We start from the raw sequence: 18773 nt of genomic DNA, 5'->3' as shown, positions 1-18773 counted from the left end.
GCTTCTGGTTTATTCATGTCCTGCCCGACCCTTACAGCGACGGGATGGTGTCACCTGTTTGTTTGTGCCGGTCGATGCCTAACATGTCGACCAGATTGTCCACGGCAGCGGCGTAGCGCACCGTCGCGTCCCAGCCGTCATACAGCGCGCCGATGCGCGACGTATCAGCCTGAAAAACGTCCTGCTCGACGCTGAGCAAATCGTTCAGACTGCGCTTGCTGAGTTTGTATTCGTCCTGATATACGCTGCGGGTATGCGTCGCGCTGCCGAACTGCTCCTCGCCCGCGAGCTGCCGCTGCTGGCCGCCGATCATGTCGGCATAAGCCGCCGACGCCTTCTGGTTGATATCCAGCTTGGCTTTTTCGACTTCCGCCTGCGCCGCCTGCCGCTGGCCTTCTGCCGCGCGGATTTTGGCGCTGACCGCCCCGCCCTGATACACCGGCGCATCCACCGCCAGTTGTACCTGATCGTCCCAGTAAGAACCGCCACCGCCGCTGTTTTCATAGCGCGTACGTCCTGCCTGGACTTTCAGGGTCGGCCAGTGCTGAGCTTCGGTCTGATTGACTTCCTCGATTGCCGCCTGCTGTTTAGCCTGTGCGGCACGCACCAGCGTGCTGTTTTCATAAGGGATTTTGTTGAGGGTGACTTTCTGATCCAGCAGGCTTTGCGGCAGATCCGGCAAATTATCGGAGACCACGCCGGTCAGCACCGTCAGCTGTGCCTGTGCGGAACGTTGCTGTGCGCGATATTGCTCAACGGTGGCTTTCATTCCGGCGATACGCGTTTGCGCCTGCAACACGTCAGACTGCGAACTCAGCCCGGCGTCTGCCCGCAGTCTGGCGGTGTCACGCACACGTTCGAGAGAAGCGATGTTGTCGCGCGCTGCCAGGCTCAGCGCCTGATAGCGTTTGACCGAGAGATAGGCCTGCAGGGTGCTAAGCGCCACGTCGGTCATCGTGCTGTAAAGCGAATAACGATAGGAATCAGAAAGGTATTCCTGCTGACTGATGCTGCCGCCGGTACGACCGAAGTCATACAGCAACTGGCTGAGCTGGACACCCGCCGATGCGTTGTTGCTCAGGCTACCTGCGGAGTCGGTCTGATGCGATTTTCCGGCGGTTCCCTGTAAGGAGATCTGCGGATACCACGCACTTTTGGCCTCATCAAGGTTGCCTCTGCCGACGCGAATTTGCGCCGCCGCTTCTGAAATTTGCGGATTGCGTGCAAACGCCCGCAGGATGGCATCCTGTAACGTCAGGCTGGCACGCATCTCCTCAGTCGGCGCGGCCTGCCAGTTAAATTCCGGCTGTTTCACCGCCGCCATCACACCCGTATTCCCTGTTAAACCCGTCAGGCACAAGGTGCCCAACATCACGGTCAGTGACCGCATCACTTTCTTATTTTTCATTACCGACACCACTTAATTACGCCGATTTTTTGTTATTACTGCTCCCTCCCCCTTCGCAGGGGGAGGCGTACAGAAATTAACTTTGTTGTACGTGCAGGCCGTGCTGCACCAGAACGTCTCCCAGCGTATTTGAGATTTCCATGGCGGCATTGTGGTAAACGTCGAATGTCAGGCCATCCACCGTGCGTTGCCCGGTTTCGTTCCACGCGCCGTCAGTGCCGATGTGCAGATTCACCAGGCTGCCCTCGCCGCCTTTGATGATCACTTCATCGGCCGGGTTATCCTTCACGCTCAGCGCCTCATGCAGGTTCAGCGAAATGCTGTTGGTGCCGGAATTGCCCAAATCGAAAATGTCGATATGCTCAACTTTCAGCCCGAGCAGCGTCAGATCCAGATGCTGATGGGTGCCTGCCAGCAGCAAGGTATCGACACCGGTTCCACCGTCGATCAGACCGAAGTCCAGCGTGTGAACCGCAATCACGTCGTCGCCGGTGCCGCCCAGTGCGACACCGTCCGTTGCCGTCAGATCGATAGTCATCCCGCCAATCGAGAAGGCGGTATCAGCATGCGCGGGGATTTCTGATGTCGTCGTGGCGGATTCCGTGGTCGCCAGCGACGAGACCCGTGTGCTGGTGGCATGTGTGGTGTCGGTGGAGTCCGTTGCGGAGGTTGTGGAGGAGTCGGCTGTCATACTGGCTGCCAGTGTGTGCGTATCGCTATTCTCGACAGACAGCGATGTCGCCATCAGCGTGGCCGTTTCTGGCGGTAATGATGAACCGACGGTCAGCCCGACGTGGGCATCAAATCCGTTACCGGCGGCATCGACGGCTTTCAGTTCAACAATCGAACCCAGCAAGGCCGACAGTAAGCCCACCAGTCCGTAACTGCTCAGCAACGCACTGCTGAATTTCACCGTCCACGAACCGTCTGCCTGCACCGTACCCGCCAGGGTATTCCCCAACAGGGTGACACTGACCAGACCGCCCTGCGCGATGTTGCGGCTGGTGCCGCTCAGCGTCAGCCCCTGACCGCTGAGGATGTTGCTCACCAGACCGAGCGTCAGCCCGAGAACCGGATTCAGCGCCACCAGCGGCAGATCATGGGTCAGGACATTCAGCAGGTTGGAAGACGTCGCGGTGTTACCCACGCTGTCTCTCACCACCACGGAAACCTGGGTGGAACCGTCCGCCAGTCCTTTCAGTTCGGCAGTGGTGAACGGCACGCTCCAGACACCGTTGGTGACGGTACCGTTGTGTGTGACGTTACCGACCGTGACTGAGACCGTGCCGTTGAGCAGGTTAGATGTGCCGGTAATATTGGTATTCACCCCGGCTTCTGCGGCATTGAGATACTGGTCCCCGCCGAACAGAGTATTGACCAGCAGCGTCGGCAAGGTATGGATCCCGACCGTTGCCGTGGCACTGCCGCTGACGGCATGACCGGCGGCGTTGGTCACCGAGGCACCGACGTTCAGCGTACCGTCAAGCAAGCCCGCCAGGGTGAGTTGCGGGATCGCCACACTGAAGGTGCCGTCGGCTTTCACCAGCGCCGTCAGGGTATTCCCGCCCACGTTCAGGGTCACGGTTGAGCCCTGCGCGTTGGTGGTGGTACCGCTGATGGTTTGGGTCAGCAGCGCATCTGCCGCATTCAGCAGGCCATCGCCAAACAGCGGATTCAGCGTGATGGTTGGCAGCGACTGCGACACCACATTCAGCAGACCGGTGACAGAGGCCGGGTTACCGGATCCGTCCGTCAGGCTGGCGACCACCGACTGCGTGCCGTTAAGGATGGCGGAGAGATCGAGCGCCGGCACGGTGACACTGAAGATGCCGCCCGCGCCCACCGTCGCCAGATAATTTTTGCCATTCAGGGAAACCTGAACCTGAGTGCCCTGCGCCACGTTGGTGGCGACACCGCTGATGGTCTGTCCGGTCAGCAGGTCAACCACATTCAGCACACCGTCGCCGAACAGCGGGTTAAGGACAATCGACGGCAGATTGTGGATACCGACATTCAGCCCCACGGTATTGGACGCCGTGTTGCCCACCGCATCAGTCACCGAGGTGACGAGAGTCAGATTGCCGTCCAGCAGGCCGGACAGTTGTAGCGGCGTCAGCGACGCGGTGAATTTGCCGTCACTGCCTACGGCGGCCGTCAGATTAATCAGCCCCCCGCCGATGTTGATATTGACCGTTTCACCGACATGCCCGTTGGTGACTGTCCCGCTGATGGTTTGCGTCAGCAGGGCTTCAGCCGCGTTAAGGATGCCGTCTGCACCGAAAACAGGATCCAGCACAATTTTCGGTACCGCGTTGATGATGGAGTTCAGCGTTCCGCTGGTGGTGCTGGTATTACCGCCGGCATCGGTAACAGAAACCACGACCGGGAAGGTGCCATCACCCAGCGCTTTCAGGTCACCCGGTTGCAGGGTGATGCTGAACGCACCGCTGGCATCGGTTGCGCCAAGGAAGGTTTTCCCGCCCAGCGTCACCTGCACCTGCGTCCCGGTGGTCACGCCGCTGACCGTACCGCCAATCACCTGCGTGGTCAGCGCGTCGGCCGCATTCAGCAAGCCATCGCCCAGAACCGACGTCAGGTTAATGACCGGCCTGACCAGATCCAGCACCGCATTCGCGGCCGCGCTGCCGACGTTGCCCGCCGCATCGGCAACCGTCACGCTGACCGCCGCAGTGGTACCACTCAGCAACCCGAGAACGGACGGCGGAACGGTGACCAGGAAATGCCCCGTCGCATCGACCACGCCGTTAATAGTTTGTGTACCGACCTGCACCGCAATGGCTGTCCCCGCAGCCACGTTAGAGACCGTGCCGCTGATGGTCTGATTGACCAGCAGATCGGCGATATTCAGCACGCCGTCGCCAAACACGGTGTTAAGCACCACTTGCGGCAGATTTTGGACTGCAATCCCCACCGGAATATTGGTGGTAGACGAGTTGCCCGCCGGGTCAGTCAGGGTGATGCCCAGATTCAGGTTGCCGTCCAGCAACGCACCCAGATCGCCCGGCTGAATTTGCAGATCCCAGGTGCCTGCCGTTACGGTCGTGTTGTAGGTTTTACCGCCGAGGGTCACGGTCACCAGAGTGCCATCGACCGCATTTGCCACCCCGCCAATGGTTTGCGCCAGCAGGGCTTCCGCAGCATTGAGCAGGCCGTTGCCACCGAAGAGAGGCTCCAGATCACCCAGAACCGGAATGGTTTTGAGGACATTCAGATTCAGCACGGACGCGGTCACGTTACCTGCCGCATCGGTGAGGTTAATGTTAAGCACCTGCTGGCCTTCACCCAGCGCACCGAGTAACGCTGCCGGAATGTTCAGCGACCACGCGCCATTCGCCCCGACAATCGCCGAGAGCGGCGTGCCGTTGATAACCGTCGAGACCACAGAACCGACACCCGCGCCAATCGCCGTGCCGCTGAGGGTTTGCGCTACCTGCGATTCCGCCAGATTAAGGAAGCCATCCGTCAGCCCCAGTCCGCTGGTGACATTCAGATCAAGCAGTTTATTGAAGAAGATATCCAGACCGGTACTGACGCTGGTGGTGTTACCCGCTGCATCTGTTACGGTCGCAGCCAGGGTCAGGGTACCGTCATTGAGCAAAATCAGTTGTTCAGGTGTCAGGTTAAGCGACCATGCGCCGCCAGGCTGGATAAGCGCCGTACCGATAGACGCCCCGCCCAGGGTGACATTCACCGTCTGCCCGTCCGCACCGCTGGAGGTTCCGCCCACCAGCACGTTGAGCAGGGATTCCGCCAGGTTAATGACGTTATTACCGGCGACGGCATTCAGCGCCAGTAACGGCGCTGACGTATCAACGTTCACCGTATGCGGAACCGCCGTGCCCACGTTGCCTGCCGCGTCCGTGAGGGTGGCGGAGATCACGTTGGTTGCGCCGGTACCTTGCGGTAATGCCTGCAAATCGGCGGCGGGTATGCTGACTGACCAGGTGCCGCCGGTCTGCACCGTGCCGCTGTAGGTTTTGCCATTCAGGGTGACCGTGACCACACGGCCCACTTCACTGGTATCCGCCGTCCCTGAAATCAGCTGGGCGGATTTCGACTCGGTATTATTGAGAATATCATCGCCGGTAAAGGCGCTGATGGTCAGGGTCGGTGCAGTGGTATCCACCAGCACGCCTTGCGTGACATTGGTCACCGGAACAAGCGTTGATGCGGTCACCGTCGTGGTCGTGCCATTCACAAATTCGGAGGCAGGAACAGACAGTGTCCAGACGTCTGCGTTAACCGTGGTCGTGTGCACATTCCCGCCGACAGTGACGGTGACCAGTGTGCCATCCGGCACATTCACTGTTTTACCGGAAAGGGTAATGTCCGCCGGATTGCCATCCGCCACGTTAATAATGTTGTCACCGGTGACCGGATCAAGGGTGATGGAGAACGCAGGGGGTATCAGGTTCACCGTGACTGGCGATGATGTTGCCGTCGCCGGGTTACCCGCCAGATCGCTCACTGCGACACCAATCGTCTGACCGGTTGACAGCGTACCGAGTTCGTCCGGGGTCAGTGTCACACTCCATGAACCGTCGCCCTGCACCGTCGCCTGATGGCTGATGCTGCCGACCGTGACTGTCACCTGCTGTCCCGCCTGCACATTCACCGTCGTACCGGTAATGGTTTGCGTGCTCTGGCTCTCGGCGTAGGTCAGATCAAAACCGGCACCGGCAAAGGACGTCACCGCCACGGAAGGCAGTTGTGTCACGGCAATGCCGACATCCGCCGAAGCTGAACCGGTATTGCCGCCGCCGTCCGTGACAGACACGGAGATTTGCTGCGGCCCCTGTGGCAGATCGGCAAGATCGCCAGCCGTCAGAGGGACTGACCAGTTACCGTCCGCATCCACCGTGACACCCGGGATCGTCAGACCGCCAATGGTCACCACCACGGTTTGATTTGCCCCCGTCAGCCCCGTCGTCCCGGTCAGGGTCTGCGTTGCCCCGGCTTCGGTCGCGTTCAGGTAACCGTCGCCAAACGGCGTATTGATGGTGACATCCGGCACGGTGAGATAGCTGGTGAATGGCAGGGTCGCTGGCGTGCTGTTGCCTGCGGCATCTGTTACGGTGACATTAATATCATGCAGACCGCTGCCCAGAGAGTTCAGTACGCCCGCAGGCAGGCTCACCGACCAGTCGCCGGTCAGCGGATCAACGGTGGCGTTATAGGTAATGCCGTTCACATCAATGGTCAGTTTAACGTTCTGGTTGTTGCCGGTGATGCCGGTATTCCCGGTAATCACGTTCACGGCAGCCGCTTCAGCGATATTCAGATTGCCGTCGCCAAACGGCAGGTCGATAACCGGCACAGGGGCGGACAGATAGGACGTAAAGGTCAGTGTCGCATCGGTGTGATTCCCCGCGCTGTCTGTCGCCGTGACGGTAATCAGATGCGACGCCGTCGCCGTGCCAAGGGAAGTGAGCTGCGCTGACGTCAGGTCCAGGCTCCAGTTCCCCGTGTCCGGGTCGACCGTTGCCGTAAACGGACTTCCGGTCATGCCCGCAATAGCCACGCTGACGGTTTGCCCGGCTCCGGTCACGCCGGTGCTACCGGTCAGAGTCTGCCCGTTAACGTCGGTGGATTCGGCAATGTTCAGCGTACCGTCACCAAACGGCAGATTGATCGTCGGTGCCGGAACGTTGTTAATTTGCACGTCAAACGACGTCGTCAGCGGCGAGATGTTACCCGCGCTGTCCGTGACCGTCACCACTACCGGCAAGGTGCCGTCCTGCAAGCCCAGTAACTGCACTGGCGTCAGGGTGACACTCCAGGTTCCGGCAGCAGGATCCACCACCACCGGCACCGCGTTACCATTAATCACAACGGTAACCGTCTGACCCGGCGTGGTAATGCCGGTTGTACCGGTAATGACGCCCCCCGCCGTCGCTTCATCCAGATTCAGCACGCCGTCACCGAATGGCAGGTCAATACCCGCTACCGGCAGAACATTCGTCACCGCCGTGAAATCAAGGGTTCCTGCGGCACTGCTCGGGTTACCCGCGCTGTCCGTCGCCGTCACGGAAAGAGTATGTGTATCATCCGTCAGTGCCTGTAAAACAGAAGAAGGCACTGTGGCGGTCCAGTTACCATCCGCACCGACGGTGGCCGTGACCGTCGTGCCATCGATCGTCACCGTCACCGTCTGGCCTGCGCCGGTAATGCCGGTGTTGCCGGTGATCAGCTGCGTGGCTGCCGCTTCAGTGGCATTCAGAACACCATCAGTAAACGGCGTATTAATGGTCGGCACGCCCGGTTGGGTCAGTACCACATTCAGACTGGCACTGGATGAGGCCGGGTTGAGCGCCGTATCCGTCGCCGTGACACTGACCTGTATCGGCCCGTTGTCCAGCCCGCTAAGCAGGCCAGGTGCCACAACCGCTGTCCAGCCGGTCCCCAGCGTATTCACGATGCCCGAGACAGGATCGGCCAGGCCAGGAATGGTGACCAGCACCGTGGTGCCCGCAACCAGCCCGGTGCTGGTGCCGCTCAGGGTAAACCCTGCGGCGGCTTCAGCAATATTGAGCACGCCGTCGCCTGCAATAGCACCGACGGTCAGCGTTGGCAGCGAATGGGTTGCCAGCGTGAAACTGCCTGACGCGGTCACAATGTTACCGGCCGCATCACTGACGCTGACGCCGAGGGTTTTGCTGCCATCGGTAGCGAGCGCCTGCACATCCACGCCCGGAATGGTCAGCGACCATACCCCCTGATCGTTAGCGGTGGTCAGATAATCCTGACCATTGAAGGTCACTTTGACCGTCAGATTCGGATCAGTCGTCCCGCTCACCGGCACACCCAGCGCGGCTTCTGCCAGATTGATGATGCCGTCACCGCCGGTATCCACCACGACAGTCAGCAGCGGAGGAAGGGTGTCTACCGTCACATCATGCGTGCCGGTTGCCACGTTTTGTGCCACGTCATTCGCTGTCGCGGTGAAGGTATTGTTCCCGGCTGGCATCGCCTGAACCTGCGCCGCCGTCATCGGGAAACTCCAGCTACCGTCGGCCAGTACGGTGGTGGTATAGGTCGCCGTGTAGTTTTCGCCGGTAATGACCACGGTTACCGTACCGCCCACGGGCACATGCGTGGAGGTTCCGCTCACGGTCAGACCCTGATTATGTTCAGTGCTATTGATGTAATCATCGCCGGAAATGGCATTGATGGTCAGGGTTGGCAGGTCGCCGGGCTGGGCGATAACAGTGGCGTTGTGCGACGCGGAGGCCGGGTTACCCGCCACATCGCTGGCAGTCGCTGTCACGGTAACCGGTCCGTCAGACAAGGTGCCCAGATCAGCCAGCGGCACGGTTGCCGTCCAGTCGCCATTTTCGTCAACAACAGCGTCGTAGGTTTTGCCGTTAAAGCTCACCCCCACCGTCTGCCCGGCCTCGAGATTTGTGGATGTGCCGGTGATCGGAATATCCGCGCCTTTCTCCGCCGCATTAATGTAATCATCACCGGACACGGCTGTAATTGTCAGTGTCGGCAAATTAGCGATATCCGCGTCCACACTGAAGGTATGCGTGGCTGTCGTGCTGTTGCCTGCCGCATCCGTGATCGTGGCAGTCAGCGTATACGTGGTATCTGTCAGCGACTGCACGACAGTACTTGGCAGCGTGAAGCTCCAGGTGCCGTCGGGCTGCACGGTTGCCGTGTAGCTGACGTTGTTGAAACTCAGCACCACCGACACCGTACGTCCGGCATCATCGGTATCCGCCGTCCCCCTGATCACCACCGGTTGCAGGGATTCAGCCGCATTAATGATGTCGTCGGTCGCCACGTCATCAATGCTGAGAACAGGCAAGGTGCGGTCAACTGTGATTAGCGAGCTGGTGGTGCCGGCGTTACCGGCGGCGTCCGTGACCGTCACGCTCAGCGGCAGATTGCCGTCCGCCAGACCCCCCAGATCAGCGGATGGAATGGTTACGCTCCAGGTGCCGTTCGGGTTCAACGTCGCCGGATAGTCTTCACCGCCTAAGGAAACCACGACCGTCTGGCCGTCAGCCGTCGCGCCAATGCTGCCGGTGAGGATTTGCGGCTGGCCGGATTCGGTCAGGTTGAGATAAGTGTCGCCAAACGGCGTATCAATGCTCGGCACAGGTACGTTGTTGGTGGCGACTTCAATGCTGACCGGTGACAGCGTGGTGGTATTACCCGCCGCATCGGTCAGTTCAGCCGTCAGCGGATAGCTGCCGTCTGCCAGGCCGTCGAGGGTATTGGCCGGAATGGTGGTGCTCCAGTTGCCGCCTGGCTGCACCTCTGCGGTATAGGTTTGTCCGTTGAAGGTCAGGGTGACCAGTTGCCCTGCATCGGCCGGATCACTGGTCCCGCTCAGGGTGATCGGCGCGCCAGCTTCGGCGGCATTAATCACATTGTCGGTCGCCACGTTATCCAGCGACAGCGGGGGCGGTGTGAAGTCCACATTCACCGATCCCGGTAAGGTTGCGGTGTTACCCGCAGCGTCGGTCACATCCACGGTAATCGTCTTCGTGCCTTCACCGAGGCCCTGCAAATCCGCCGCAGGAATAGTCACCGTCCAGCTACCGTCGGTGGCAACCGTGCCGGTATAAGAGGTGCCGTCAAGGGTGACCGTCACCGTCTGACCGTCGCCGGTCAGCCCGGTTTTACCGGTCAGCGTCTGATCGGTGGTGGCTTCATCCGTACTCAGTAATCCGTCGCCAAACGGCGTGTTGAGTGTAGGCTGCGGCAATGTAGTATAGATGCCCAAATCCTGGGTGGTCGTCACCGGCCCCTGATCGGTGGTGACTGTCGAGGCAATCACGTGACTGGTGCCATCCGCCAGACTGGCAACGTCAGACGCCGGAACATTGACTGTCCAGTTGCCGTCAGCATCGGTCTGCGTGGTGTAGGTCACCGTACCCAGTTTAACCGTTACCGGCGTGCCTTCCGGCACATTGGCGGTTTTACCGCTGATATCAAAGCCCGCTGCCGCTTCCGTAGCATCGATTTTGTTATCGCCGGTGATCGGATTGATGGTCACGCCGCCCAGCGCGCTGTTCACGGTGAAGTCTTCGCTGTTGTTCGCCGGATTACCGGCTTTATCGGCGACAGAAACCTCAAGGGTTGCCGTGCCGTTTTGCAGCGCCTGCAAGGTGACAGCCGGAACGATGACGCTCCATGCGCCGCTGGCCAGAACCGTAGCCGGATAATCAACGCCTCCGATGGTCACGGTGACAATTTGTCCGGCTTCCACGTAGGTGGTCGTTCCGCTGACAGTTTGCGGGTTCGTGCGTTCCGCGCCATCGAGCGTGCCGTCTCCGGCAAAGAGATCAATGTTAATGGTCGGCAACAATGCCGGATCCGCTGTGACTGTGACCGGCGCGGTTGCAGTGCCTGCGTTACCGGCGGCATCAGTCACGGTGGCAGTCACGGTGTACGAACCGTTCGCCACGTTTGCCAGTGCATCGGCCGGAATGTTGACGGTCCAGCCGCCGCCGGTCGCCACAGTGCCGGTGTAAGTTTGCCCCGCAATGCTGATAGTCACGGTATCGCCCGCCTCACCCGCCCCCGCCGTGCCGCTGACAGGAATAATCGCCCCGGCTTCTGCGGCATTGATGGTGTCGTCGCTGGCGATCGGGTTGATAGTGACCACCGGTGCAACCGTATCGACCGTGACCGGCACGGAAATGTTACTGGCATTACCCGCCGCATCGGTCGCCGTGACCTGTACTGCGGCCGGTCCCTGAGGGAGCGCCTGCAAATCTCCGGCCGGTACGGTAGCGCTCCAGTTACCGCCAGCATCCACTGTGGCGGTGTACTCTGTGCCGCCGACGGTAACAGTAACGGTCTGTCCGTCGCCGCTGACGCCGGTGCTGCCGGTCAGGGTCTGACCTGCCGCCGCTTCACGGGCACTGAGCTGCGTATCGCCAAACGGGGTATTGAGCGTCGCGGCGGGAAGGGAATGAATAATCACGCCGAAGTCATGGCTGCCGGACAGCGGATTACCTGCGGCATCTGTCGCGCTGACTCTCACAGTGTTGTTGCCGTCACTGAGCAGCGCCAGATCGGCTGCCGGGATCTGCGCACTCCAGGCACCGCCTGCGCCGACCGTTGCCGTATACGTTTTGCCGTTCAGGATAATGGTGATCACACTATTCACCGGCACATTGCCGGAGGTGCCGCTGAGGGTGATCCCTGCCGCGGCTTCACCGGCATTGAGCTGGTTATCGCCTGCGACCGGATTGACCGCCAGCCCGCTGAGCTGGTTGTTGACGGTCAGGGTTTCGCTGCCGGTCGCCACATTCCCGGCTTTATCCGCCACTGACACGCTGATTTGTGTGGTGCCGTTGGCGAGGGTGGCCAGATCCGCCGCCGGAATGCTGACGCTCCAGTTACCGCTTGGCTGCACCACTGCCGTGTAAGAATGGCCGTTGAGCAGGATCAGGACGGTCTGACCCGCTTCAACATGTGAGGTCGAGCCACTGAGCTGCTGCGCGGTTTGTTGCTCTGCGCCATCCAGCACATTATTACCCGCAAAGGTATTCACGCTGATGGTCGGGCCGTTCGCCACATCGGCTGCAAGCTGCACGTCTGATGAGACTGTCGTGCTGTTACCTGCCGCGTCAGAAAGCTGGACCTGAATCGGATAGCTGCCGTCTGCGACACCATTGAACGCGGTGGCAGGTACGGAAACACTCCACTGGCCGTTTGGCTGCACGATGCCGGTATACGTTTCACCGTTGAGGGTGACGGTAACGGTGCGACCGGCTTCAGAAAGAGAAGCCGTACCGGTGATCGCCACGCCCGCAGCGGCTTCGGTGGCGTTGATATAACCGTCACCGGAAACCGGGTTAACGGTCAGAAGCGGTGTGGTGAAATCAGCAGTAGCAGTGCCGCTTACCGCCGCGGTATTACCCGCACCGTCAGTCGCGATGACGGAGATCGCCACATTGCCCTGCGGCAGCGCCTGTAAATCTGCCGCCGGGATCTGAACTGACCAACTGCCGTCTGCGGCCACTGTTGCGTTATAGGTTTGCCCGCCCAATGTCACGGTGACGGTCTGACCATCACCCGATTTACCTGTGGTGCCGCTGAGTGTCTGCCCGGCAGCGGCTTCCGCGGTATTCAGCAAGCCATCGCCAAACGGCGTATTGAGGACAGGAACAGGATTGGTGTTGTCGATACCGATATTAATACTGTTGGATAAAATTACCCCGCCTGGCCCTTCGACAGTGGCAGAAATGCTGTTCAGGTCCGGATTTGCGCCCTTAATATCTTCAATCTCCCCCGTGCTTAACAGCATGAACCATCTGCCATTCGCCCCGACCGTGGCTGTTTTAAACAGCGAACCGAATCGCACGGTGACGATGGCGTTTTCCGCGACACCCAGTGTGGTCCCGCTGATTTCAATGCCGCTGGCGGTTTCCACGGCATTGATGACGTTATCGCCGGTCACCGGATCAATCGCAATGCCGTTCTCAGCGGTATCAACATTGAAGGTATCGCTGGCGGTCGCCGGGTTACCGGCTTTATCAGAAACACTGACATTGAGGGTTTGGGGACCGTCGGTCAGCGTGACCATATCGGCCGCCGGAATAATCACACTCCAGTTACCACTGGCCTGGACTGTGGCTTCGTAGGTATGACTGTTAAGCGTGATGGTGACAATCTGCCCGGCTTCGACGCGGGTTGTCGAACCACTCAGCACCTGCGCCGTTTGCACTTCTGCGCCATCAACAGCGTTATCACCGCCAAATGTATTGACGATAATGCCCGGCTGAACGGTGGCATCAGCAACAACATTCAGCGGGATGGATGTGCTGGTGGTGTTGCCTGCCGTATCGGTCAGGGTGGCGCTAATCGGGAAATCGCCGTTCAGTCCGGTCAGCGTGCCCGCCGGAATTTGAGTGCTCCATGCGCCGTTATCGCCTACCACGGCCGTAAACGTATTGCCATCAATGGTGATCGTGACCGTTCTGCCCGCGTCTGCCGCCGTCGCCGTGCCTGACAAGGTCAGTGCGCCTGCGGCTTCGGCCAGACTGATTTGCCCGTCGCCAGCCAGCGGATTGATCATAAGTACGGGTGCTACGGTATCGACTGTCACCGGCGTGGTGATGCTGTTGTGATTGCCCGCCGGGTCCGTCACGGTGACCACGATATTATTGCTGCCCTGCGGCAGAGTACCGAGTACTGAAGGCGGGACCGTCACGGTGAAGATACCGTCTGTCGTCACCGTACCGGTAATTTGCTGGCCGCCAACGGTGACGGTCACTGTCTGACCGTCGCCTGTCAGGCCGGTATTCCCGGTAATTATCTGACGGGTGGTTGATTCACTGCCATTGAGAATATTGTCGCCACCAAAAATGGGATCCACTGTTGGCGGAACACCGTGGATCGCCACATTCAGATCAGTCGTCTGACTGATGGTATTGCCCTGTGCATCGACCAGGCTGACGGTTACGCCAGCCGGGCCATCCGTCAGCGTCTGCAACTGGTCAGGGGAAATGCTCAGGCTCCAGCCGCCGGTTGCGGTAGTGGTGGTGCGATATTCCACGCCGCCCAGCGTTACGATAATTTGAGTGCCAGCGGGCACGTTGGCCGTGGTACCGGTGATCACCAGCGCACTCTGTGCTTCAGTGGCGTTAATCTGGCCATCGCCCGAAACCGGATTGACCGTCAGAATACCGGCGCTGTCGCTGACCGAGAATTCAAGCGGGGTATTGGTCTGATTGCCCGCCGCATCCGTCAGTGATGCAGTCAGCGTATAACTACCTTCCGCCAGAGCAGAAACGGTGTCCGCAGGGAGGGTCACGGACCAGGTGCCATCAGCACCTACCGTCGCGTTGTATAGCGTGCCATTCAGGGTGACGACCAGTGTACGCCCGGCTTCAGAAACAGAGGCTGTGCCGGTCACCGTCAGCGGTTGCTGATGCTCCACGGCGTCAATAATGTTGTCACTGGCGATAGGATCAAGTGAGATCGCAGGCGGGGTTTTGTCGACGACAACCGTGATCCCCTGAGTGACAGACTTGCCATCAGTGCCGGTGACAGTAACAGACACGACGTAAGTGCCATCTGCCAGATTTTGTAAATCTACCGACGGCAGATTAACGTTCCACTTGCCGTCAGCGCCTACGGTACTGGTATAGGTTTTACCATTGATGGTCAGTGTAATGGTCTGGCCTGCGGCCACGTTGCCTGCAGTGCCTGAAAAGATTTGTGCTAAACGCGATTCCGCAGCGTTAAGGGTATTGTCACTGGCAAAGGTGCCCAGAGATAACGTTGCGGTCTGGCCGGTGTTACCGCCGCCAGTATTGCCCCCGTCGGTATTTCCACCCCCCGTGTTCCCGCCACCGGTATTCCCGCCACCCTCACTGCCGCCGTTGCTGCCGCTGCCGCCGCCCCCACCACCACCGCCCCCAGCGGCAATCGCGATACCGGCACCCAGTGCGACAACGCCCAGAATGGCACCCAAAACAGCCGGGTCAAAACTGGAAGAGTCGATGACCAGCGCACCAACATCAGGAAGGGTTTCATACGCAGGAACGATCGGGACAGCCCCCGCTGTTGCGCCGGTATCGACAAATGCGGCGTGTTCGACAGGATGCTCGCCATCATCGAAAATCAGTTCGCTGTGATGGCCCTTGCCATCTGTATCGAAGAAACTGTGATAGCGGACGGTGCGTCCGTCTTTCATGTGGATGACAAGATCATTCCCGAGGCGCTCGTAGCTGATGACCGCGTCGCGCGTCGCGTGCACGCGTACTATGCTGATTTGATTGAGAGTAATGTCCTGGCTGGCGTTTGAAACCTGGGAGATGAGTGCACCATTAGTACGAGAAAGAATATCAATAACCACGCTACCGTTCTGAGCCATGTTGTACCCCTGTTACGCCAGTTTTTGTCCATACGCGCTAAACACCGCTCTTCCTTTTCAGGTAAAAAGCGGTTCAGCGGCTAATGAAGACCATTAATAAAAATGGATAAACTTCCAACTGGTGTGAGGGAATGTCACAGACTACAAAACAAACAAAAAAGTGCGGTTATCGCCTATAACTATTTTTTAGGGGCTTCGATGGTCCCTCATTTCCGGCATTTTTGTCCCGAAACTCCATAAGTTATATGCATGATTCACCTTAATTACCATAAAAGAATGTAATCATTAAGATTGAAATAATTCATCTAAAAAAAGTCAAATCATCAGTTTGACAGATGTAAAATTTTGGTTTATCCACGCATCAATAAAAATTATTATTTTAAAAACAACAATTTAATAAAATAACCGCCCGGTATAAGTGTGATCATTATTAAGAAAATCAAGCGTTATACGGATTAATAATACATAAAAATGACTTATCAATTATGTGATCGTCTTGTAAATTCTCTGTTGACCGGGTTTCCGGCACGGACACAATTAAGACTATGCGCAATCACAGCACTTATGCTTTCTGATAAAGTGTGCGGCCAGTGCGTCTGCGGAAATGGCTGTCGCTTCCGTGACAACGCCGGGCTATGCCGGTATTTTAGCGGGTCCGGCGCTGATGGGTTTTATCGCGCAAGTCAGTAATTTATCTGTTGCATTAGGTTGCGTTGCGGCAACGATGTTGTGTGTCACTGTTTGTGCAAAAACCGTCGTCCGCTAAAGGCGTCATAACAAGAATGAAGGGAAAAACTCATCATCATGGCTGGTAAATATTTATCGCTGACATCAACCAATATCACGCGATTCTTTTGGTTGTTCATTTTGCTGCTGGCTATGGGGCTTGGCCTTTACGGGTATAACTACACCAATGCTTATCTGAACGACAAACTGCGCACGGTGCAAAATACCGCAGACTTACTGCAAAAACGCATCGATAAGTACCGCTACATGACCTACCAGATTTACGATAATTTCACCGGACAGCCGATGCCTGCGGATGCCGTCAATGCACAGGAAATCCGCCTGCGTCAGGACATGTATTTTGTCTCTAAACCTCACAAGAAAACCGATGCGCTGATTTTCGGGGCACATGACAGTTCCACGCTGGATTTAACCCTGAAAATTTCGTCCTTCCTGGATGACCAGTGGGGCTCAACGACGCATCCTTATTCGCTCTATTACCTGAACGGTCAGGACAACAGTATGTTGCTGATCACCACGGTGCCACTTGAGCAGCAAGATTCCCGCCTGAAGGAAAACTATTTCACCAGTACGCTGCAGGCACGTCGTGCCGAAATGTTGCAGCAGGCGAATACCCTGGACGAACGCGAAAGTTATTCTCCCCTGCGCAAATCGCGCCAGAGCAACGACTATTCTTTCTCCCTGCGCACCACCTTTAATAATCCGGGACATCTGGCAACCGTGATTGCCTTCGATTTACCGATGAGTGATCTGATCCCTTACAGCATGGCGAGGGATAATTTCCAGCTTAATGGCAACTCCACGGCGGTCAATGAAGGCGATCCGACCGATGATAGTCCGGCGGCCAGCAGCATTGTGATACAGGGATGGTCGCTGGTGTTTGATGTGCCGCTGAGCAATTCACCGCTGTCACTGACCTACCACGTGCCGCTGTTCAGCCTGATGGTTGATCTTTCACGTAATAACTTCTGGCTGATCCTGATCAACCTGTTCCTGATCGGACTGGCAATGACCAGCATCTATTTCATTCGCCATCAGTACATCCGCCCGAGCGAGAATATGGCGGCACAATTGCAGATGCAGCAGGCCCTGAATCAGGAAATCATTTCCGGTCTGCCGCTCGGTTTGCTGGTGTATAACTTCAGCAACCACAGCGTGATCCTCAGCAATAAAATTGCCGACCAGTTATTACCGCATCTGAGTCTGAACAAAATTGCCAATATGGCCGAGCAGCATCACGGCACAATACAGGCGACCGTCAATAACGAAGTTTATGAAATCCGTATGATCCGCAGCCAGATTTCGCCGGAAACTTACCTGTTTATGCTCCACGATCAGGATAAAGAAGTGATGGTGAACCGCACCTTGCAACAGGCCAAACGTGAGTTTGAGAAGAACCTGCAGGCACGCAAACTGATGCTGCATAATCTGGGCATTGAGCTGAACCAGCCGTTGCAGGAACTGAACGGGCTGGCCACCGCGCTGGTGGAAGAACAGAAACCGGAAGCGCGTCAGATGCTGGAGGGCAAACTGCTGAATGAATCGCGTAACGCGCTGACGCTGGTGGATAACATTACGCTGCTGACCCGTCTGGAAACCCAGGACTGGCAGCCGGCAAACGATAAATACGTGCTTTCAGCCATGGTAGATGAGCTGTTGCTTGAGGCCCTGCCCCGCCTGACTCAGAAAGGCCTCGGGTTGCTGAATCATTTCCAGATTGCCCCTGAAGCGGCCTTTATCGGCGACAGACAGGCGGTGAAGAAAATCCTGTCTCTGTTGCTCGATTACGCCATTGTGACCACATCGCTGGGCAAGGTGACCCTGACCAGCGAACAGGATGAAGATCGCCCGGATCAGTTAATTTTCCACATAAACGATACGGGGAGCGGAATTTCCAAAGAAGAACTGAGTAATCTGAATTATCCTTTCCTTAGTCAGACGTTAGTGGATCGTTTTAACCACGGTTCCGGTCTGACGTTCTTCCTGTGTAATCAGTTGTGCAAAAAGCTGGGGGGTCAGCTCGAAATCCGCAGCAAGCTTAATATCGGCACACGCTATACTGTGCGTATTAAACAACGTCAGGAAGCGCAGGAAGTTGAAGCAGAACACGAGAAATTACTCAATGATGTGACGGTATTACTCGATATCACTTCAGATGAAGTTCGCGGTATTGTGACCCGGACAATGAATGCCTACGGCGCGGTGTGCATCGTGGCTGACGACAGGCAGGCCGCGCGGGAATATGATGTTTTACTGACAGATAACCCGCAAAACAGTGACAAATTTACCCTGCTGCTGACCGACGATGAATCGGGTTTACAGCAGCTTGAAAAGCATTATATTCGCGTCAATTACAACATCAGCAGTGCGCTGATCGACGCAACATTACTGTTAATCGAACAGCAATTTTCTGTATCCGATGACAGTGTTTCACCCGAAGAACCCGGCGAAGACTCTCTCGACCATTATGAAAAGCAGCTAAAATCAAGCGATTACTATCAGCTTTTCGTTGAGACAGTACCGGAAGATCTTGAGAAACTGTATAATGAAAATCAACGCCGTGATTTCACATCACTTTCCCAAACAGCACATCGTCTCAAGGGGGTGTTCGCCATGCTGAACCTGACCCCAGGCAAGCAAATGTGTGAATCCTTAGAACAATACATCGCCGATGGCGATGTTTTACAGATAACTGAAACCATCAATCACATTGATTCTTTTGTCTCCAGACTGCTCCAGCAAGGTAGCTAATCA

Annotated in this window: 3 protein-coding genes and 1 pseudogene; 2 read left to right on the top strand and 2 right to left on the bottom strand. The window is 57.4% G+C overall.

Annotated features, from left to right (window positions below):
* Window positions 1–31 precede the first annotated feature (31 nt).
* Both RAHAQ2_RS06620 and RAHAQ2_RS06615 read right to left on the bottom strand, forming a co-directional pair.
* Window positions 32–1408 (bottom strand): TolC family outer membrane protein, encoded by a 1377-nt coding sequence (locus RAHAQ2_RS06620; protein ID WP_015696489.1) that lies wholly within the window; start codon window positions 1406–1408, stop codon window positions 32–34.
* A gap of 76 nt (window positions 1409–1484) precedes the next feature.
* Complete coding sequence (locus RAHAQ2_RS06615; RefSeq protein ID WP_015696488.1) at window positions 1485–15272, bottom strand: Ig-like domain-containing protein; 13788 nt, start codon at window positions 15270–15272, stop codon at window positions 1485–1487.
* A gap of 598 nt (window positions 15273–15870) precedes the next feature.
* Here RAHAQ2_RS06615 and RAHAQ2_RS25480 point away from each other — a divergent pair.
* Window positions 15871–16038, top strand: a pseudogene (locus RAHAQ2_RS25480) (MFS transporter); the annotation flags it as partial.
* A 38-nt stretch (window positions 16039–16076) separates the two neighbouring features.
* Complete coding sequence (gene rcsD / locus RAHAQ2_RS06610) at window positions 16077–18770, top strand: phosphotransferase RcsD (protein ID WP_015696487.1); 2694 nt, start codon at window positions 16077–16079, stop codon at window positions 18768–18770.
* The last annotated feature ends 3 nt before the right edge of the window (window positions 18771–18773 follow it).

Source organism: Rahnella aquatilis CIP 78.65 = ATCC 33071 (genome assembly GCF_000241955.1).
GTDB classification, from domain to species: domain Bacteria; phylum Pseudomonadota; class Gammaproteobacteria; order Enterobacterales; family Enterobacteriaceae; genus Rahnella; species Rahnella aquatilis.
Note: the sequence above shows the minus strand (reverse complement) of the source record. Positions and strands in the feature narration are given on the sequence as shown.